General features: G+C 36.5%; 22 protein-coding genes. 4 read left to right on the top strand and 18 right to left on the bottom strand.

Features of this window, described 5'->3' with window-relative positions:
* Positions 1–9: 9 nt before the first annotated feature.
* The 7 genes from cysW to BK580_RS09255 all read right to left on the bottom strand — a co-directional run bounded on the left by cysW (position 10) and on the right by BK580_RS09255 (position 5767).
* Entirely contained in the window at positions 10–897 is an 888-nt protein-coding gene (gene cysW / locus BK580_RS09285) for a sulfate ABC transporter permease subunit CysW (RefSeq protein WP_078380054.1), read from the bottom strand.
* A 12-nt stretch (positions 898–909) separates the two neighbouring features.
* Complete coding sequence (gene cysT, locus BK580_RS09280) at positions 910–1752, bottom strand: sulfate ABC transporter permease subunit CysT (protein ID WP_078380053.1); 843 nt, start codon at positions 1750–1752, stop codon at positions 910–912.
* A 24-nt stretch (positions 1753–1776) separates the two neighbouring features.
* Entirely contained in the window at positions 1777–2829 is a 1053-nt protein-coding gene (locus BK580_RS09275; protein WP_078380052.1) for a sulfate ABC transporter substrate-binding protein, read from the bottom strand.
* Between the two features lie 114 nt (positions 2830–2943).
* Positions 2944–4152, bottom strand: a complete 1209-nt coding sequence (locus BK580_RS09270; protein WP_078380051.1) for a threonine synthase — start codon at positions 4150–4152, stop codon at positions 2944–2946.
* A gap of 312 nt (positions 4153–4464) precedes the next feature.
* Positions 4465–4677: a DUF3955 domain-containing protein gene (locus BK580_RS09265; protein WP_078380050.1), complete on the bottom strand. Its 213-nt coding sequence runs from the start codon at positions 4675–4677 to the stop codon at positions 4465–4467.
* 202 nt (positions 4678–4879) lie between these two features.
* Entirely contained in the window at positions 4880–5410 is a 531-nt protein-coding gene (locus BK580_RS09260; RefSeq protein WP_078380049.1) for a P-loop nucleotide/nucleoside kinase family protein, read from the bottom strand.
* A gap of 141 nt (positions 5411–5551) precedes the next feature.
* Positions 5552–5767 (bottom strand): hypothetical protein, encoded by a 216-nt coding sequence (locus BK580_RS09255; protein ID WP_139364866.1) that lies wholly within the window; start codon positions 5765–5767, stop codon positions 5552–5554.
* A gap of 430 nt (positions 5768–6197) precedes the next feature.
* Between BK580_RS09255 and BK580_RS09250 the strand changes: the two genes are divergently transcribed.
* Positions 6198–7103, top strand: coding sequence for an EamA family transporter (locus tag BK580_RS09250; protein WP_078380047.1), 906 nt, complete (start codon positions 6198–6200; stop codon positions 7101–7103).
* A gap of 303 nt (positions 7104–7406) precedes the next feature.
* Here the strand turns inward: BK580_RS09250 and BK580_RS23550 are convergent, their stop codons facing one another.
* The 6 genes from BK580_RS23550 to BK580_RS09225 all read right to left on the bottom strand — a co-directional run bounded on the left by BK580_RS23550 (position 7407) and on the right by BK580_RS09225 (position 11262).
* On the bottom strand, positions 7407–7556 hold the full coding sequence (locus BK580_RS23550; RefSeq protein ID WP_169864900.1) for a hypothetical protein: 150 nt from the start codon (positions 7554–7556) through the stop codon (positions 7407–7409).
* A 26-nt stretch (positions 7557–7582) separates the two neighbouring features.
* Positions 7583–8128, bottom strand: a complete 546-nt coding sequence (locus tag BK580_RS09245; protein ID WP_139364865.1) for a GNAT family N-acetyltransferase — start codon at positions 8126–8128, stop codon at positions 7583–7585.
* A gap of 55 nt (positions 8129–8183) precedes the next feature.
* Positions 8184–8465 carry a hypothetical protein gene (locus BK580_RS09240; RefSeq protein WP_078380046.1) on the bottom strand — a complete coding sequence of 94 codons (282 nt, stop codon included), beginning with the start codon at positions 8463–8465 and terminating at the stop codon, positions 8184–8186.
* A 194-nt stretch (positions 8466–8659) separates the two neighbouring features.
* Positions 8660–9430 carry a serine/threonine protein kinase gene (locus BK580_RS09235; RefSeq protein ID WP_408055258.1) on the bottom strand — a complete coding sequence of 257 codons (771 nt, stop codon included), beginning with the start codon at positions 9428–9430 and terminating at the stop codon, positions 8660–8662.
* A 198-nt stretch (positions 9431–9628) separates the two neighbouring features.
* Positions 9629–10621, bottom strand: a complete 993-nt coding sequence (locus tag BK580_RS09230) for a zinc-binding dehydrogenase (RefSeq protein WP_078380044.1) — start codon at positions 10619–10621, stop codon at positions 9629–9631.
* A 140-nt stretch (positions 10622–10761) separates the two neighbouring features.
* A complete protein-coding gene (locus BK580_RS09225) occupies positions 10762–11262 on the bottom strand; it encodes an Lrp/AsnC family transcriptional regulator (protein WP_078380043.1) in 501 nt (166 codons plus the stop codon).
* Between the two features lie 186 nt (positions 11263–11448).
* Between BK580_RS09225 and BK580_RS09220 the strand changes: the two genes are divergently transcribed.
* A complete protein-coding gene (locus tag BK580_RS09220) occupies positions 11449–12363 on the top strand; it encodes a DMT family transporter (RefSeq protein WP_078380042.1) in 915 nt (304 codons plus the stop codon).
* Positions 12364–12411: 48 nt separating this feature from the next.
* Here the strand turns inward: BK580_RS09220 and BK580_RS09215 are convergent, their stop codons facing one another.
* The 5 genes from BK580_RS09215 to BK580_RS09195 all read right to left on the bottom strand — a co-directional run bounded on the left by BK580_RS09215 (position 12412) and on the right by BK580_RS09195 (position 16675).
* Positions 12412–13149 carry a polymer-forming cytoskeletal protein gene (locus BK580_RS09215; protein WP_268877452.1) on the bottom strand — a complete coding sequence of 246 codons (738 nt, stop codon included), beginning with the start codon at positions 13147–13149 and terminating at the stop codon, positions 12412–12414.
* Positions 13139–13795, bottom strand: coding sequence for a hypothetical protein (locus BK580_RS09210; protein ID WP_078380040.1), 657 nt, complete (start codon positions 13793–13795; stop codon positions 13139–13141). The genes BK580_RS09215 and BK580_RS09210 overlap by 11 nt, the downstream gene beginning before the upstream one ends.
* 5 nt (positions 13796–13800) lie before the next feature.
* Positions 13801–14436 carry a YhbD family protein gene (locus BK580_RS09205; protein WP_078380039.1) on the bottom strand — a complete coding sequence of 212 codons (636 nt, stop codon included), beginning with the start codon at positions 14434–14436 and terminating at the stop codon, positions 13801–13803.
* A gap of 144 nt (positions 14437–14580) precedes the next feature.
* Positions 14581–15987, bottom strand: a complete 1407-nt coding sequence (locus BK580_RS09200) for a sensor histidine kinase (RefSeq protein WP_078380038.1) — start codon at positions 15985–15987, stop codon at positions 14581–14583.
* Positions 15977–16675: a response regulator transcription factor gene (locus tag BK580_RS09195; protein WP_211279018.1), complete on the bottom strand. Its 699-nt coding sequence runs from the start codon at positions 16673–16675 to the stop codon at positions 15977–15979. Before BK580_RS09195 ends, BK580_RS09200 begins: the two co-directional genes overlap by 11 nt.
* Positions 16676–16882: 207 nt before the next feature.
* Here BK580_RS09195 and BK580_RS09190 point away from each other — a divergent pair, with 207 nt between their 5' ends.
* Both BK580_RS09190 and BK580_RS09185 read left to right on the top strand, forming a co-directional pair.
* Positions 16883–17812 carry a S8 family peptidase gene (locus BK580_RS09190; protein ID WP_078382703.1) on the top strand — a complete coding sequence of 310 codons (930 nt, stop codon included), beginning with the start codon at positions 16883–16885 and terminating at the stop codon, positions 17810–17812.
* Positions 17809–18558 (top strand): SAR2788 family putative toxin, encoded by a 750-nt coding sequence (locus BK580_RS09185; protein WP_078380036.1) that lies wholly within the window; start codon positions 17809–17811, stop codon positions 18556–18558. The genes BK580_RS09190 and BK580_RS09185 overlap by 4 nt, the downstream gene beginning before the upstream one ends.
* Positions 18559–18584: the final 26 nt, after the last annotated feature.

The following is an 18584-nucleotide window of genomic DNA, read 5'->3' as shown; positions in this document are numbered from 1 at the left end:
CTCTCTCATTTAATTTAGTCCTGTATCCAGCTGTTTTCTTGCTTTCCATTCAAGAATACTCTTTAAAATTAAGGTGAAGATAGCCATTATAGACATCAAGGAAGCTACTGCAAAGGCAGCTGCAAACTGATACTCCCCATATAAAATTTCAATATGAAGGGGCATCGTATTCGTCAAACCACGAATATGCCCAGATACGACGGATACTGCACCAAACTCCCCTATTGCTCTTGCGTTACAGAGGATCATTCCATAAAGTAACGCCCACTTTATATTGGGTAATGTCACATACCAGAAGGTTTTCCAACCATTTGCACCTAAGGTAATAGATGCCTCCTCCTCAGCTGTCCCTTGTGCTTGCATTAAAGGAATCAACTCTCTTGCTATGAAAGGAAATGTAACAAATATAGTAGCAAGTACTATTCCAGGCACAGCAAATATGATTTTTATGTCTCTTTCAAATAGCCATTCTCCAAATAATCCTTGTGAACCGAAAAGTAAAACAAAGATAAGTCCAGCAATGATAGGTGATACCGCAAAGGGCAAATCTATTAGGGTAATAAGAAAATTCTTCCCCCTAAATTGAAATTTAGTAATAGCCCATGCAGACATAATTCCAAATATCGCATTTAATGGAACTGCTATAATTGCAACAAAAATAGTCAGCTTGATAGCGGAAAAAGCATCAGGATTTGTGATGGCTGCGATATATACCTCTAACCCTTTATCAAATGCCTGTATAAACACTGTAATTAATGGCAGGAAAAGAAAGAGACCTAGAAACAATAAGGCAATTGTAATAAGTAGTAATTGTACCCATTTAGGGTCATTTGTTCCTTTTACTTTTTGATTGGTAATAGTTGTACTTGAGACATTAATAGGAACATTCCCAGCCAAGTTAGCACCTCCTTATGAAGCATGGATGAATTTTCTGTTCGTCCACCATTGAATAAAATTAATAACTAGTAAAAGTACGAAGGATGCTGCCAACATTACCGACGCAATTGCGGTAGCACCGGTATAGTCATACTGCTCAAGCTTCGTTAAAATCAGTAGCGGGGTAATTTCTGTTTTCATTGGCATATTACCCGCAATAAATACCACAGATCCGTATTCCCCTAAAGATCTAGCAAAGGCAAGTGTGAATCCTGCAAGAGCTGCAGGCAACAACTCCGGAAAAATAATTTTCCGGAAATTCTGCCATCTGCTAGCTCCTAGAGAGGAGGAAGCTTCCTCCACCTCTTTTTCTAGATTCTGCAAGACAGGTTGAACCATCCGAACTACAAAAGGGAGACCAATAAAGGTTAGAGCAATAACCACTCCAAGTGGTGTGAAAGCAACCTTAAAACCTAATAAACTACCAATCCATCCATTTGGTGCATAAACCGTTGTTAACGCAATCCCAGCAACAGCAGTCGGTAGTGCAAAAGGCAAATCTACTAAACCATCAATAATTTTTTTCCCAGGAAATTGATATCGAACTAACACCCATGCTAGCAATACTCCAAACACTACGTTAACGAAAGCTGCCGTAATCGAAGCCCCAAAGCTAAGTTTATAAGAGGCCACTACTCGTGGATCTAATACTGTATCCAGAAACTCCGTCCAGCCCATTTTTGCCGTATAGAAGAAAATCATGGATAAAGGTAATAATACAAGAATACTAAGATACAACATGGTATAGCCCATCGTTAATCCAAATCCAGGTAACACCCTATGTTTTTTAAAAACTACTTTATTCGCTTTCTGCATTTCATCACCTGAAGCCTTTCCTCGTTATTGTAGATAGATTTGGTCAAAGGTACCTCCATCGTTAAAATGCGTTTCTTGGGCTTTTTGCCAACCTCCAAACTCCTCATCTACTGTCACAAATTCAATTTCTGCAAATTGGTCTGCATACTTCTTTAACACTTCAGTATTACGTGGTCTGTAATAATTCTTTGCTGCAATTTCCTGTCCTTTTTCCGTATATAAATACTTTAAATACGCCTCCGCCACTTCTGCGGTTCCTTTCTTTTCCACTATTTTATCTACCACTGCAACTGGAGGTTCAGCAAGAATGCTGATAGAAGGATTTACAAGTTCAAAGTTATCCTTCCCAAGCTCATGAATAGCTAAGTAGGCTTCATTCTCCCAAGCGATAAGAACATCTCCTATCCCTCGCTGTACAAACGTATTCGTAGAGTCACGCGCCCCTGAATCAAGTACTTCTACATTTTGATATAAGTCCTTCACAAATCCTTTAGTTTGCTCCTCGTCCCCATTAAATTTTTTCGCTGCATAAGCCCAAGCAGCTAGATAGTTCCACCTTGCTCCACCAGAGGTTTTGGGATTTGGCGTAATTACCGATACGTCCTCTCTTATAAGGTCATCCCAATCTTTAATTCCTTTTGGATTTCCTTTTCTAACTAGAAAGACAATAGTAGAGGTATATGGAGTAGAGTTATCCTCTAGCTTTGTCTGCCAATCTTCAGAGAGAATGCCACGTTTATTACCAATTTCATCGATGTCATATGCCAGCGCTAACGTCACGACATCCGCTTCGAGACCATCAATTACGGAGCGAGCTTGTTTCCCTGAACCCCCATGTGACTGTTGAATCGTCACTTTTTGACCAGTTTCTTCCTCCCAATGCTTTGCAAATTCTTCATTAAATTCTTGATAGAGTTCACGGGTAGGATCATAGGAAACATTTAATAGTTCAATAGACTCTTTAGACTGAGCGCTTGCTTCATTTTGTTTCCCAGAAGTTGTATCTTGGCTGCAAGCAGTGATAAGTAACACCAGTATTATTCCTACAATAAGTCCCAAAAATGATTTTCTTCTCATCAAAACATCTCCTTTTTGTTTTTAAAGTTATACAAAAAGCCGCTGCTTAAAATCTAAGCGGCGGCCTTCAGTTTTTCTGATCAGCACATCAATGAATGTTTTCTATTGTTGGTTTCAATACGTAAATGATTCTTTATCTAGATAAGTTGCAGTAACTTCCACTGTTTCAGGGTATTTAATTCCTACACCTGTATTTAAACATACTACTGTTTCATCTTCTTCTAGCCAGTTCGATTCACGCAATATTTTTGCTGCAGCGATAGTCGCTGCGCCTTCTGGACAGATATATAACCCTTCCTTTTCTGCCGTCAGCTTTTGTGCCTGCTCTATTTCTACTTCCGATACAGCCACTGCACATCCATTCGTTTCATAAATACCATGTAATACAAGGAAATCTCCTAGTGCCTTTGGTACGTTAATCCCAAATGCCTTTGTTGTAGAGTTTGACCAGAATTCTGATTCTTCTTTTCCCTCGTTAAATGCTTTCACAATTGGTGCACAGCCCTCTGCCTGTACAGCGACCAGCCGAGGAAGCTGCTTGTCAATCCAGCCGAGACTTTGCAGCTCCAATAAAGCTTTATATATTCCGATAAGTCCTACACCACCACCTGTAGGATACAAAATGACATCTGGAACCTCCCAATCAAGCTGCTCTACTATTTCATAGCCCATTGTTTTTTTCCCTTCGATCCGATAAGGCTCCTTTAAAGTAGATGCATCATAATAATCATTATCCTTTACCATTTTTGCAGTAATTTTCCCTGCATCACTAATCAACCCATTAACTAAGTATAGTGCTGCTCCTGAGATACTCACCTCTTTTCGTGTTATATCCGGCGCATCAAGGGGCATCACAATATGAGCTTTAATTCCAGCCTTTGCACAATAGAGAGACCACGCAGCTCCGGCATTGCCATTAGTAGGCATCGCCAACTCTTTTACACCTAACTCTTTCGCCTTAGAAACACCAACTGCTGCTCCCCTAGCCTTAAAAGATCCAGATGGGATTAACCCCTCATCCTTTAATAGAAGACTGGGAAGTTGAAGAACTTCGCCTATTCCCTTTAATGGTAGTAATGGAGTCATTCCTTCTTTTAACGTGAGGATATTATCCTCCTCCACGACAGGTAATAACTCATGATATCTCCAGAGAGTATTCGTTCTTTTCTTTAAATCTTCTTTTGTTAAATCTTTAGTAAGATTATCTAGATCATACTGTACAAGTAATGGGGAGCCACAAACACAAAGTTGCTGAACAAGTTTGTAGGAAAACTCCTTCCTACATTTAGGACATTCTAAATGGGAGATATAACTATACTTCATCTTAAGTATTCAACACCCTTTCTCTATTTATTTAATTACATAATCCCTATTGATTTACTAGGTATTTAGGGTAAAAAATAAGACCCTAAGTCTTTTTATATGACGTAGGGCCTTTGGTTTTCCAATCGGCAATATGTATATTAATCATTTGATACAATTTAATTAATACATAACTTAACCTAAATTTCAAAGTATGTCAACGTAGTTTTTTAATATTCTGTAAATATTTTATTTAAATGAGAAACATAATGGGAGGATAGGTTGGTTAATCCAAGAAAATATGATGTGTCACGAAACCTATCCCTTTTAAAGCTAGTTAACTCTCTTTTTATAAAACGAGAGAATTGCCACGCTCATTATTAAAATCATCCCTATAAAAACAAATAAATATGCTAATGGAATTAAAAAGAACGCTTCTTGTAAAGTGCCATCTGGTTCCACACTTGAACCGATCATGCCTTTAATAACGAGACAAATAACTCCTAATAATATGGGTGTAGATGCCAATAAATATTTATTCTTCATTGTAAACTCTCCTCTATATTAATTCATAATTGAATTATACATCCGAATTTATCGTTTATCAATAAACATTTAATTATTATCAACATATTTATATTATTATACGCTTTCTCATTCTCCAAAAATCAAGTGAAAAAATCCCGAGAGATCCCTGTAGCTTTTATCATAAAATACTAAAAATTTCTTTCAAAAGACTAGTCGTCTATTATTCAATTACTATTTCTCCTTCATCTGTGGGAACTTCAAAGCCAAGAAGAAAAGCAGTTAAAATTTCTTCTGTTATAGGAAAAGCTGCATTTGCATCAAAGCGTTGACTCCTTATTTGAAGTCGTTCACGTAATTCATTAGCATTAACTTTTAGATAAATCAGTTTCCACTCACCGCCAGCCTCTTCAATAAGTTGTTTATACTCATTTCTTCTAGAACGTTGCCAAAAACTGAAATCAATTACTACCTGTTGTTTATCTTGGATTAATTCAACTAATTGCTGACGTAATTTCACTTCTGCATCTTCCTTGTATTTCTCATACTTTTCTTCTGGGTAATCAATCCCATAACGACCATTACTTGCCCAAATTTCTTCGTCAATAGATAGTCGAACAAAACCTTCCTTTTCTAATCGCTGAGCAAATGTCGTCTTTCCGGATCCGGCTACACCACACATCATTATCACTAAAGGAGTGAAACCATTTTGTTTACAAAGTAAAATGTCGGCTAATTCAATTTTCCCCTTCATCAGTGTTCATCCTCCAATTTTTAGTCTATATAACTTATTGACATTCCTGAAAAAATAAATAGTTTACTTTAGAGGAACAAAAATTTAAAACACATACAAAAAGGGATGTTAAACTCTAATAAGTTTCACACCCCTCTTTTCCTATCGATTACGAAAAAGTTCGGTCAAAAATGAACTTTTTTCTTGCTCATCAAACTTAGTTGTTTTTGAATTTTTCGTCTTTTTATTCAGTTCATCTCCATAGAACTTATTACTATTAAGTCCCAACCAATCTTTTACTACAATAAAAATAATCGGTGCAAATAATAGTGCAAGTATAATCAGTAGAATGATAACATTATTAGACAACCACTTCACCCTCCGTCATTTTCCTACAAAATAGTTAAATAACTTCTACTTAAATAATACCACAATTTATGGTTTTTTCTTACAAAAGGAGAAATATATCGCGAAAATTTACGGATTTAATAGAGATAATAAAGTAATTTGTTTTTAGGGTGTGTTACGATTGGTACTCTAAAGCTGAACTACTTATTGATAAAGGGCTATCTTTACTTATTAAATTGTTCTATTGAGGATAAATCCATTCGTGGTAATAGGCTACTTTTAACTATTGTAATTAACTACTTTTTCCGTTATAATTCATTTTGGAAATTCAATTCAATAATAAAATCTTTGTTAAATGTGGATTTTTCTAGAGGTAACTCTATTTTCGCCACACGATTGTCTAATGACAGTCGTGTGGCTTTTTGTATTTTTTAAAATAAAATGAAAGTGGGGATTTATTATGAAAACTTGGCATTATGCATTTCTTGTATTTATTGGTGGCTGCTGTCTTGGGATATTATCTACATTTGTGAAGCTTGCCTATTCAGCAGGTTTTTCCATGGTCGAGGTAACTGGGAGTCAAGTGTTGTTTGGAACAGTGATAATTTGGCTGGTAACTATTTTCGTCAAAAAAACAAGAACTAATTTGATTCAAACTGTTAAAATCATTTTAGCTGGAATACCGATGGGATTAACAGGATTGCTTTATTATCAATCTTTACAAACACTTGATGCATCTTTGGCCATTATTTTTTTATTTCAATTTATCTGGATTGGCTCATTAATTGAATGGATTTTTTATAAAAAGAAACCATCATCAGGCAAGGTTCTTTCTATGGTGATTCTTCTTTCAGGATCTATTTTAGCAGCAGGGCTTTTTGCAGAAAGTATAAAATCTATATCTTGGCAAGGGGCTTTTTGGGGAATACTCTCTGCTTTTACTTTTTCCATCTTTATCTTTCTCAGTAGCATAGTCGGTAAACAGGTTCCCGCTATACAAAAAAGTGCACTTTTGGCAACTGGGAGCATGATTGTTACATTTTTATTATTTCCTCCCGTCTTTCTTTTCGATTTACCGACCTTAGCAGGTGTGGCGCCATATGGATTGATTCTCGGTATATTCGGCGTAGTATTGCCACCGTTATTCTTTTCGATTGGAATGCCACATGTTGGGCCAGGACTCGGAACGATACTAACGGCTTCTGAACTCCCAATCGCAATAATCATGTCAGCAATTGTCTTAGCAGAAGATATAAGTCTATTACAATGGTCAGGAGTTGTTCTTATTTTAGGAGGAATAATTCTTGGTAATACGAAACGGTTTAATACAGTGATATTAAAACTATCAAGCAAAATTAGCATCTAAAAAATGGGGAGGGGTTATAGTATCCAGGTATAGTCATAACCTTAGTTTTATTAATTAAAAAGGCTCTTTTCGTAAAGATTGTTGTTTTAAGCTGGTAAAAAGTCGGCATTGGGACTTTTTACCGTCACCTTGCTTAGAAAATAGAAGAAAAACCCTCGATTACATGATGGAACAGAGCACGATTGCAACGATAATAATGGGTTGATTCTATTTACGATAAGCAACAAAGTATTCGAAAACAGCCATTAAAAGACAACTTGGTTATTACTATTATCTGAAAACCAAACCCTAAACCATACCTATTTATGACGAAATTTTCCCAATTATAATTACTATCAAATATAGAGGAACTCCTACTATTAACATTCCGGCTAATAAATAACAAATACCTGTTAAAATGAACTTAAAGCAATCATAAAAAGCACCTGCCAAATCATCCATAAAATCTACCATTGCATCCCCTCCTTTTTAACAGTTACTTACAATCTTGGAAACTCTTCTTTCAATAATGAATATAAATACAAATCGTCAAATTTGCCACACGTAAATTCATACTTCCTTAGTAGTCCCTCTCGTAGAAAGCCATGTTTTTCGAACAGCTTTTGTGATGAGAGATTCGCAGGTTCAATCAGTCCTTCTATTCTTTGTAGATCCAAGCTATTGAAACCATATTGAATCACTGCCTCTAATGCTTCACTGGCAATGCCTTGTCCCCAATACTCTTTGCTAAGTTCTGTTCCGATTTCTGCACGAAAATGTTGAGAAGCCATTTTAAGAAACCCACAGCTACCGATGACTTCCCCCTCATCTTTTAGGGTGATCCCCCATCTGATTCCTGTTTTCTCTTTATAGATAGAGTCGTACCAGGATATTTCCCCGAGTGCATCCTCGATAGACTCGAATGGCAGTAACCCTACGTGCTTCATAACATCTGGATCAGAAAGATAGGTTAATAAACTTCCGGCATCAACTGCTTTCACTTGGCGAAGAATTAATCTTTCCGTTTCTAAAATAGGGAATGTCATACTGTACCTCTTTCTTGATTTTGTCATCTTTTTTTTAAAATTTAGATACATTTATTTAAATTAATTCAAAAAATGTAAATGATGCAACAAAGCATACAAAGGCTAATCCGTAATTAACTAGATAGACACGTTTGTTTTCTCTATGAAAATAATTTTCGGTTCCATCTATTATGGATCCTATCCCTGATATAATAAAAAATAATCCAAAGAAAATAGAATCAAAACCTTTGATGATTCCCGTTGCCAATAAAATCACCATTATAAAGATAACGAAAAGTCTAACCACCATCATGGATTTCGAACTTTTTTTTTTCATCTTTTGGAAAAACAATCCCATCTTTTAAAAACACCACCTACACTTTATTTCAACTAATCTATTCTTCTAACACTTTTACATTTACAATATTGGTATTATTATCAATTATTTCAAAACATTTCACTTTACTCAAACTATTTTTTAAAAATATGATAATAATTCAATCAAATAGAAATTTCTATCTTCTTTGTTGTCCTTACGCTATGCTTCTGGAATTATCTCGTTTTTGCACCATTCCAGGCAACAATAAATTCATCTATCGATTGAAAACGCTCCGCTCTATCTTTGCCTACTGCTTTTGCTGCAACAGCAAATAGGGAGTTGTCCGCCTCCCAATTTTGAAGAGTTTTATCTTCGGCATCTCCCAATAATACAAAGGCTGTTGCTCCCATTAAATACACATTAGTAACCTCGTCGATAACTGAACCTTTTTCAAATTCTTCAGGTGACATGAACCTTGATGATCCCCACATTCTTCCCATAGAATTTATATATGGCATTTTTGAATAGGAATCAATATCACAGATTATTGTATTTTGGTTAGCAAAATCATACATGATACTCCCATCATAGAAATCTATGCCAACATAGCCCTGTTCTGAAACAAATTTATGAAATGCCAAAATATCTTCAAACATATGTATTCTTTCTTCAATCGATAATTCAAAGAATTTGAATCTTGAATTATATTGTTTCCCCATACATTCCGCATCTGTCCATCTAAAGAAAGTTGCATAACCATTTCCAATATCCTCACCATTAATAAAGGATACTAAATTGCTATGTCGCAGGTCTCCATATACCTTACAAGTAGATTTCAATACTAGAATAGCATCCTCTCGAGTTCCCTTATATTGGACTGGTTTAGCACCCGCAAATTTCACAAATAATTTTTCGTCTTTGTTTTGTACACCAAAACATATGCAACCCGAGTCTTGCTTATCAAACACCTGAAATACTCTTCCGTATTTTGAGAGAAAGGACATATCATAAGGTTCCTCTAGTTCATAATCGATCCCATCTATATTTTGCACTACCAAAGAACACTCACCTCACATTATTTTAATGCGGTTTCCACCAAGAAAGGAAGGATAGCATAAACTACCCTTCCTTTCTTTATTTCTATCATTCTATCCCCCGAGAAAACTTTAGTACTTTATATCATCAAGGGACAGGCTCTATTCTTACTCCATCACAAACCCAATCTTCCCTAACTGCTCTGCTTTCTCCATTCGCTCGAAGGCACCTTCAAATTGATCCAATGTATACATCTCATCCATGACCGGCTTAATGTTGTGGGTAGTAATAAAGTTGAGCATTTCTTTATACTCTTCCCCACTTCCCATTGTTGAGCCTAATAGATTATATTGTCCGTAAAAGAAAGTTCGTAAGTCGAATTCGACTACATCCCCAGCAGATGCTCCGAATGTAACGATGGTGCCACCAGCTTTTAATTGTGCGAGTGATTTATTGAATGTTGCCGCTCCTACACATTCTATGACAAGGTCCATTTTTTCTCCGTTCAAAGCTTGATCCCAATCTCCGTTACTATCGATTGCCTTATCAGCTCCAAGCTCAAGCGCTTTTTGTCTCTTTATTTCAGAGCGGGACGATACATATACTTCAGCTCCGACAGCTTTAGCAAATTGCAAAAGGAATGTCGCCACCCCACTTCCAATTCCAGGAATAAACACCTTCATACCAGCTTCTACTTTTCCTCTAGTAAAAAGGGCTCTGTATGCAGTTAGTGCCGCTAATGAAAGGACACCTGCCTCTTCCCAATTTAGGTGACTTGGCTTCGACACAACGTTCTCTGCTCCTATTACAATGTATTCTGCAAACGTTCCGTTAAAAGGAAAACCGACTATTTCAAAGCCAGCTGGTGGTGCAGGCGTGTTTTCTTTCCAACCAAGACCTGGATTAACAATCACTTCATCCCCAACTCGGACGTTTTTAACTCCCTCTCCCACTTGGTCAATGATCCCAGCACCATCTGAACCAAGGACTAATACTCCTTCTGACGGCTGATGACGATTAGGTATAAAAAGATCGCGATGATTAAGCCCAGCAGTTTTCAATTTGACTCTTACCTCACCTGCTGCCGGATTAGGTACGTCCATCTCTCCTACTGAAACTCCTTCTAAGCCTAGCTTTTCTGCATGAATTATTGCTTTCATCTCATTACACCCCTAATTATTGATAATTAAACTTATAGATTAATAGTAAAGCAAGCAGATCAGAAGTTTCAACTTTAATACGGAAAAGAATTTAATTATCGTGGAACTCCCCTCTTTGCAACCCAATTCTTTCAAATACTTTAATGTTTTACAGTACCAGGGGACAGACCCTCTAAAGGTAATTCAGTAGAAAACTTAATCTCCCGCAAAGACAAACTCGTCTGAATTCTCGTTATCCCAAGCTTATTTAATTTTCGGATGAACTTCTCTAGTTCCTTTCTATCCCTGTTCATCACCTTTAACAAATAATCATGCTCCCCCGTTAATAGGTGTACCTCTAACACCTCTGGCATGGATTCAAGTTCACTCTCCAAAACTTCTAGCTGCTCTGCTTGATGAATATTTGTACTAATAAAGACAAATGACAACAAATCAAACCCTAGCTTCTCTTGGTTTAAAATGGAAACACGTTTATCAATATACCCCTCTGCTTCCAATCTTTTTATCCGCGCATGTGTGGCAGGCGGGGATAACTTTACCCGCTTGGCAATCTCCGAATTATTTACTTGTCCTTCTTTTTGTAAAATATCTAGAATATGTAGGTCGATCTCATCGAGTACTTTACTTACAAGTGACTCCATTCACTTTCCCTCCTTTATTTTATTCTGACGCTAAAGCGTTTTTTCTTCATAAACTGAATTAATTTTACCAAAAACATAAGTTCACTTTCGATTATTTCGATATATTTCAATTATAAAATAAAAACGATAGTAATAGTGAGATAAATGTTAAAATTATTCTATCAGATGAAGAGAGGAAGACCGGCTATGGCGTACAAGTATCAATTATTACTACTTTTAACTAGTTTCCTATGGGCGGGAAATTTTATCGTGGGAAAACAGCTCGTTGATCACGCTTCACCTATGACCTTAACAATCATACGTTGGGCTATAGCCGTCGTTTGTCTTTTTCCAATCGTATGGTGGAAAGAAAAAAAGCTTGTACCACAAAAAAAAGCGCTCTTTCCCCTGATCATAATGGGGATTACAGGAGCTGCACTATTTAATGTATTACAATTTCTAGCATTAGAAAAAACAACCGCCACGAATATCGGACTTATTTCAACACTCATTACCGTCTCAATTGCGGTTTTTTCATACATATTTCTTAAGGAAAAAATCAATTCGTTACAAATTCTTTCGATGGTATTTTCCCTATTTGGTGTCATCCTTGTTTTATCAAAGGGAAACATTCACTACTTACTTTCTTTTCAATTTAACACCGGGGACCTCTGGATGCTAGCAGCCGTATGTATTTGGGGGATCTACTCCGTCTGTAGCAAATGGGTATCATCCAGTACATCACCAATGATGGCAATTTTATATTCTGGGATATTTGGTCTACTCTTTCTCCTACCCTTCAATGCCACTGATTTAAAGATATCTAATATCAACGCTTCTTTCATTGGGGCTCTTGCCTATACAGGCGTTATATCTACTGTAGTTTGTATGGTACTTTGGAATATCGGAGTACAAAAATTAGGGGCAACAACTTCGGGGTTATTCCTTAATTTTAACCCTATTTTCACCGTCATCCTAGCATTCTTCCTTTTGGGAGAACAACTTACTTGGATCCAAGCGGTCGGGAGTTGTATTGTCATTTTAGGAAGTTATTTATTTACTTATTTTAAAACGAGAGTGATTTCCATTCAAATTGCAGTAAAACCTCGGCTGGTGAAGTGAAGGAAAGGTTCTGTACCTAGTAGATACAGAACCTTTCCCCAAAACCTATCATTCCACTTTCTTGCTCTCTTTCACCTTCGCACTATTATCAATTTTTAGGTCATTCTTATATTCAATTAGATCTATTTCACAGCCTGGTCCAATATACACGTTAGTTCCTCTTACTATTTTCGCAGTAGTATATTCTAGCTGAATCGTATCACCTTCAATCAACTCGCAGTGTAATTCTCTATTAAAAGCTTTGATAAGTTTATCTAAGAGCATGCCACTTTTTTTCTTTACTTTAATTGTTTCTCCACCAATTTCTTGCGCATAGCATCTTCCATGCATGCCAATATCAATCCTATCTGCATTCAATAGCCCATTTATTTCAAAGGAACCATCAAAATCAGCCGTTTCAGCTTCAAAGTCTCCGTTCACCTTGATTGACCCTTCGACAGAAACGCTTTCACCTTTTAGCCCCTTCTTCACCTTCGTTGATCCTCGAACTTCTAGGTTAAGAAACAGAAGCTTCCCTTCAATAGTAGAAGATCCATGAACTTTCACTTCCTTAGCATGGATGTCCCCTTCGATTTTTGCTCCTCCTGCAATGGAGCAACTTTGCGCCATAACGTCTCCCTTTACTCTTCCTGAACCATTACATTCGAAAACTTGACACTCCACATCGCTAGTTATTGTTCCACTTCCATTAATACTCACTCGTTGAAAGGAACCGCCTGTAACCGTTCCGCTTCCATTTAAAATTAAATCGTTATCAGCCATTACAAACTCCCCCTTATAATCTATTTACATGATGAACTGTTGCGTTTTTATCTTGCTTATAGCTAACTTTATATTCAACGACTTCAATTTCACACTGTGGCCCAAGAATAATGTCTTTCCCTCTTACAATCTTAGCAGTGGTATGCTCAAGGTAAATCGTATCTCCCTCAATTATGTCTGCAACTAGCCTGTTTTTTCCACCAAAAAAATGTAACCAGTTGCTTTTCACCCTTATATTTTTACCTCCGATTTCTTGCACCTGACTCGTCGCTTGGTGAAGCTTTAATTTAAATTCCTCAGCATTAACTAATCCCTTTACCTTTAGTCCACCTTTTACATCGAGCCTTTCCATTTCAATATTTCCGTTTGCATTTACCCAACCTCGAATGCGGCAATGCTCACCTATCAAATTAGTTGAAATATCAAGATTCCCCAGTACCCAATATGATTTACCTGACATATCACTATTTACAATTCCATTACCTACCAATTGAAAGGAATCCACTACTACCTTTCCCTCAAATATACTATCACCTAGAATTTTGATATTCTCACTTTCAATATCCCCATTCACTCTTCCTTGCCCTATTATTTTAACCTTACTGTATTGGCCACCTGGGTATGTACCATCACCGAAAATCCGTAGCTTCTCTGCTTTTTTTTGAGCCATCGACTTCACCCTCCTACAATCAATGTATTTTTTAAATCCTCTACCACAGCTCCAATATTCAGCTGTACAACAACTTTTACCTGATCATCTAAGTAAAGCGATTTAGGATTTTCTAATAAAAGAGCAAAAGGCACTCCCATTTTCCTCACAAGCAATAATTCCCCCTTTTTTTGCTCCAGCTTCTCATAATGTTCCTCTAATAAATGATACATTAACCTACCTTCTTCCAAGCTGACATCCCCTTGTTCTAACATTTTATGCAGGAGATACAGAAACAAAATCGTATGAAAAGATAATGCTTGCTCTGGCTTAAAAGGTTCTGCCACTAAAGAAAACACCAATACCGAAACAATGTTACGTTCTAGTAAATCCTTTTTAGATAAGCTGATATCTTCTTTTGGCCTAGATGAAAACATTTCTGCTAAAGCATCTAATGAGAGGTCATCTTTCAGTTGTTTAATTTTATTTATTCTTTCTAGAATTTGCCCCTTAGGAAAAAACGTTTCTTGTCCGGTAAACGTTGATTTGCGAACAAACCAGTCTTCTGGAATCAAGTTCTTTCTTTTCCAACGGTATAGCTGCCCATACGATATATCCGCTATCTCTAAAAGGTCTTTTTTAGAAATTAAGTTCTCTTCCAATAAATAACCCTCCAAATTTCATATTAACTAATAACAATGTAACATAACACTGTTACGTTGTAAATGAAAAAGAGAGGTATCAACCCTCTACTATGCGGAGGATTGACACCTCTTTCCAAAACCATAGCCAAATATATTGATAGCTTACAATACAGATTCCACCAGCTTCCCTCCATCCCCACTTAACGGCAATACAATCACAAAGCGACAGCCCTCTGTGTAGGAAGAATCTATAGAAATGGTTCCGTTGTGCTGAGCAATTATTTTTTGGACGATTGCCAGGCCAAGTCCGGTTCCACCTGTTTGCATATTTCGCGACTCATCCACTCGTATAAATGGTTCGAAAACTTTCCTATGATAGTCTATCGGAATGCCTTTTCCGTTATCTTCTATAGTAAGAATTGCCTTATTCTTTTCTCCTCTTAACGACAAAGTGACGTGTTTATCACCATAGGTTATACAGTTTTGGAGCATATTTGTAATTACCCTTTCGAATAAATGAGCATTTAGTTTCACCGTTATCATATTGTCCGGGATATCAACATCATAGCAAATACCTTTTGCCTCCAACTCGTCGACATAAGTAGAAAAAATCGTCCTGATTACTTCAGTCAGGTTACAATCCACCAAGAAAACCTTATTCGGCTGCATTTCCAGCTGTGATAACTCGAATAGATCCTGTATGAGTCGGTTTGCTCTTGTACTATTTTCCATAATAATCGAGGAATATTTTTGACGCTCCTCTTGTATAAGTGCTGGGAATTTACATAATGTTTCCGCATATCCTTGTATGTTAGTCAATGGCGTTTTCAAATCATGAGAAATATCCAGAATCAATTGCTTTCTTAAGGATTCAGAGCGCTCCTTCAGTGCAATTTCCTCTCCTATTTTAGAAGCCATGCTATTAATATCATTTTTCAGTTGATTAAATTCTTTATTTGCTTGAAATTGTATCTTTGTAGCATAATTTCCTTGTGAAATATGATGAACACCTGTTAGCAGTCTATCAATCGGCTGAATGATCTGAGTGGAGGTTCTTTTCACATACCATCGTAAGATAAACAATAAACAGATCATGAAAAAGAGGACAGTAAATAGGAAAATATCATCCAATTTAAAATAGCTTTCTACAGGAAAGTATAATAGCAGATAATTCGGATCTCCTTCCGGTATATAGAGATCCGCATCATAGTGGTTCGTTTCCCTTAAGAATTCATGTAATCCATAATGATAGCCTACTTCATGCGGGCTATTGTATTGATCTAGTACCGTATAGTCATTACTCACATATTCGAGATAAGAACGTTCCGGTAGGGCATTTTTTTGAAAAGCTTTCTTCATCCCTAAAACCTGTACATCTTCATAAAGCTCTTTTAAGTATTCCTGGTCCAAATCCTCATACACGGATTCGACATATATCGTATTGGCGATTAATGTGACGATACCTAATAATAGGAGGATAATAAATAATAGAGTGTAGTTAACAAAAAATTGTTTCTTGATGGAAATGGGCTTCTTCTGAGGAAGGAAAAACAATCTTCTACTGTTCATGTCGTTCCATCCTATAGCCCAACCCCTTAATCGTTTTGATATAGGTAGGTGTTTTAGGATTTGGCTCAATTTGCTCCCTGATTCTGCTAATGTGAACCATGATGGTATTACTGTCTCCAAGATAATCGGTATTCCAGACAAGCTCATATAATTGGGCTTTTGTGTACAAACGGTTTACATTTTTCATGAAGATGGATAGAAGCTGTGTCTCTTTTGGCTTTAACAAAAGGGCAACTCCATTTTTAGTGATAACTTGGTTGATCGGATGGAACTCGAGCTCTCCATTCCGAATAATTTTCTCTTCCTCTTCTTTCCCGTAATCACTGTACCGGCGAATCAGTGCATGCACTCTGGAAAGCAGCTCGATTATGCTAAAAGGCTTCACGACATAATCATCCGCTCCCAAACCAAATCCCAATACTTTGTCAGCATCGGTTCCCCTTGCCGTAAGAAGCAGGATAGGAACCTTGGAATATTCCCTCACCGTTTGTATGACCTGTAAGCCATCGACACCTGGCATCATAAGATCCAAAATAAGTAACCCTGGCACTTTCTCTTGGAACTTCTTCAGAACTTCCTTCCCACAATAAGTCTGTTCGACCTGATAGCCCTCATTTCTTAAATGGAGTGCAAGCAATTGATTTATTTCTTTATCATCTTCTGCAATATAGATCAGCTTGGTCATCATCTTACTCCTCAGTCCCCGTTTAAAAAGAATATCATCATATTTTATCATGAAAACGCTCGCTCGATTTGCAATTTAAGGTTTATTTAAGGTTTGGTTAAGCTTCCATTTAATGTGATTTTATACAATAAATAAATCCCCTAACAACCAATGTTAATGGAGAGGAGGTTAAACAAAAGTTAATTTGAGATTATGAGAAAAAAAATAACAATGGGAACGATAATAATTGTGTTCTTTTCTTGCCTTTTCTTTTACTTACTAGAGCATACAAAAGATAAGAACAAAGCGTATGAAAATGATTCACTAAAATTAAATGACTTAAATGGACAAATTACCCCTTGGGGTCAACATTTAGTCGGGATTGACACCGAAAAAGGAAAAAAAATTAAAGTAGCTATTCTAGATAGTGGTATCAATGATAATCATGAAGATCTGTTAGGGAAAGTTTACAAAAAATATAATACTATTAATCCTCAAGATGGAGTACATGATGATTTAGGTCATGGAACAGCAGTCGCAGGTATTATTACTGCTAACAATAATGCTATTGGCATTGTTGGAATAACACAAAATGTCGAAATCTACGATGTTAAGGTCTTAAATGAGGAAGGCAAAGGCAATATAGAAGATTTAATAGCAGGGATAAACTGGAGTATTAAAGAGGAAGTTGACATTCTTAATATCAGTTTTGGTGTTCAGTCTAATAATGAATTGTTAGAAGAAGCAATAAAAGAAGCTGTATCCAAAGGAATTATTGTTGTGGCAGCTGCAGGAAATACTTTTGGGTTAAGTGTAGATTACCCTGCTAAATATGAAAATGTTTTATCAGTCTCTTCCATTGATGAGGATTTAAATCGGATTAGTACCTCTGCTAAAGGTAAAATTGATTTTGTAGCTCCAGGTCGTAATATCCTTTCTACTTCAAATAATGGTTCATATGACCTATTTGAAGGAACATCCTTTTCGACACCGTATCTAACAGGAGTTATCGCAGCCACTTTGTCTCATAGACAAGAAACTTATAGCTCAGAAGAAATTATTCAAAAGTTTAAACAGTCAGCTACTTATATAGGAACTAAAGAAGAACATATAAAGTATGGAAATGGATTATTGAAATATGGTGGGAGTGGTTCACAATGAAAAAATTACTTATTAATCTACTAGTTTTCACTTTAGTTTTAAGTACTTTACCTAGTCTAAATAAGGCGGAGTCTTTGCCAGAAACTGATATACATAGGATAGATAATTCAATAGAACATGAACCGGATGTTAACATCGAAGAAGAATTAAAATTGGAAATCACTAAAGATACCTCTGAAGAAATTGTTGTAGAAAGTCAACTAACTACAAGTGACTTTGAAGCAAAAGTTGATGTAAAATTAACTATTGAAACAGAAGATATTCGAGTTTTTGGTTCTGTTCTTGATTCGGAGGGCAAAGAAACCAATGTTAATTTTGATGTAACTGTATTTGAAAGTAATGATGATAAATTCGTAGCTTTATTCCATGATAGAGAAACTGGAAAAGACTATGTTTACGATACAACAGAGATAACAGCTTCAGTTTTACCTGCTGTTCCTATTGTTGTAGCATTTTTAGCAAGATGGGGTGTTCAAAAAGCTGTTCAGCATTTTGGAAAAACTACATTAAGAGCTATAGCTAAAAATATGACCAAAGCGGACAGCCCCGTTTGGAAGCGTTTCAGTACATTCAGAGGTAAAACCAAGACAAGTGGAAGTGGGAAGAAGAAAAGATATTATGAATGGGACAACACTCATAATGATATTGAAGTATATGATCATAATGGCAAACATTTAGGTAGCATGGATCCTTTAACAGGGGAAATGTATAAAGGAGCCGTCAAGGGAAGAAAAATAAAGCTTTAAGACTTTTTTAAAAGTAGGAATAGAGG

It is taken from the genome of Sutcliffiella halmapala, assembly GCF_002019665.1.
GTDB classification, from domain to species: Bacteria; Bacillota; Bacilli; order Bacillales; family Bacillaceae_I; genus Sutcliffiella_A; species Sutcliffiella_A halmapala.
This window is presented reverse-complemented; position numbering and strand designations above follow the sequence as displayed.

Coding starts and splice junctions, on each gene's coding strand:
- cysT (WP_078380053.1), bottom strand. CDS start 1,752: ATGCAGAAAGCGAATAAAGTAGTTTTTAAAAAACATAGGGTGTTACCT.
- BK580_RS09275 (WP_078380052.1), bottom strand. CDS start 2,829: ATGAGAAGAAAATCATTTTTGGGACTTATTGTAGGAATAATACTGGTG.
- BK580_RS09270 (WP_078380051.1), bottom strand. CDS start 4,152: ATGAAGTATAGTTATATCTCCCATTTAGAATGTCCTAAATGTAGGAAG.
- BK580_RS09265 (WP_078380050.1), bottom strand. CDS start 4,677: ATGAAGAATAAATATTTATTGGCATCTACACCCATATTATTAGGAGTT.
- BK580_RS09260 (WP_078380049.1), bottom strand. CDS start 5,410: ATGAAGGGGAAAATTGAATTAGCCGACATTTTACTTTGTAAACAAAAT.
- BK580_RS09250 (WP_078380047.1), top strand. CDS start 6,198: ATGAAAACTTGGCATTATGCATTTCTTGTATTTATTGGTGGCTGCTGT.
- BK580_RS23550 (WP_169864900.1), bottom strand. CDS start 7,556: ATGGTAGATTTTATGGATGATTTGGCAGGTGCTTTTTATGATTGCTTT.
- BK580_RS09245 (WP_139364865.1), bottom strand. CDS start 8,128: ATGACATTCCCTATTTTAGAAACGGAAAGATTAATTCTTCGCCAAGTG.
- BK580_RS09240 (WP_078380046.1), bottom strand. CDS start 8,465: ATGGGATTGTTTTTCCAAAAGATGAAAAAAAAAAGTTCGAAATCCATG.
- BK580_RS09235 (WP_408055258.1), bottom strand. CDS start 9,430: ATGTCCTTTCTCTCAAAATACGGAAGAGTATTTCAGGTGTTTGATAAG.
- BK580_RS09230 (WP_078380044.1), bottom strand. CDS start 10,621: ATGAAAGCAATAATTCATGCAGAAAAGCTAGGCTTAGAAGGAGTTTCA.
- BK580_RS09225 (WP_078380043.1), bottom strand. CDS start 11,262: ATGGAGTCACTTGTAAGTAAAGTACTCGATGAGATCGACCTACATATT.
- BK580_RS09220 (WP_078380042.1), top strand. CDS start 11,449: ATGGCGTACAAGTATCAATTATTACTACTTTTAACTAGTTTCCTATGG.
- BK580_RS09210 (WP_078380040.1), bottom strand. CDS start 13,795: ATGGCTCAAAAAAAAGCAGAGAAGCTACGGATTTTCGGTGATGGTACA.
- BK580_RS09200 (WP_078380038.1), bottom strand. CDS start 15,987: ATGAACAGTAGAAGATTGTTTTTCCTTCCTCAGAAGAAGCCCATTTCC.
- BK580_RS09195 (WP_211279018.1), bottom strand. CDS start 16,675: ATGATGACCAAGCTGATCTATATTGCAGAAGATGATAAAGAAATAAAT.
- BK580_RS09190 (WP_078382703.1), top strand. CDS start 16,883: ATGGGAACGATAATAATTGTGTTCTTTTCTTGCCTTTTCTTTTACTTA.
- BK580_RS09185 (WP_078380036.1), top strand. CDS start 17,809: ATGAAAAAATTACTTATTAATCTACTAGTTTTCACTTTAGTTTTAAGT.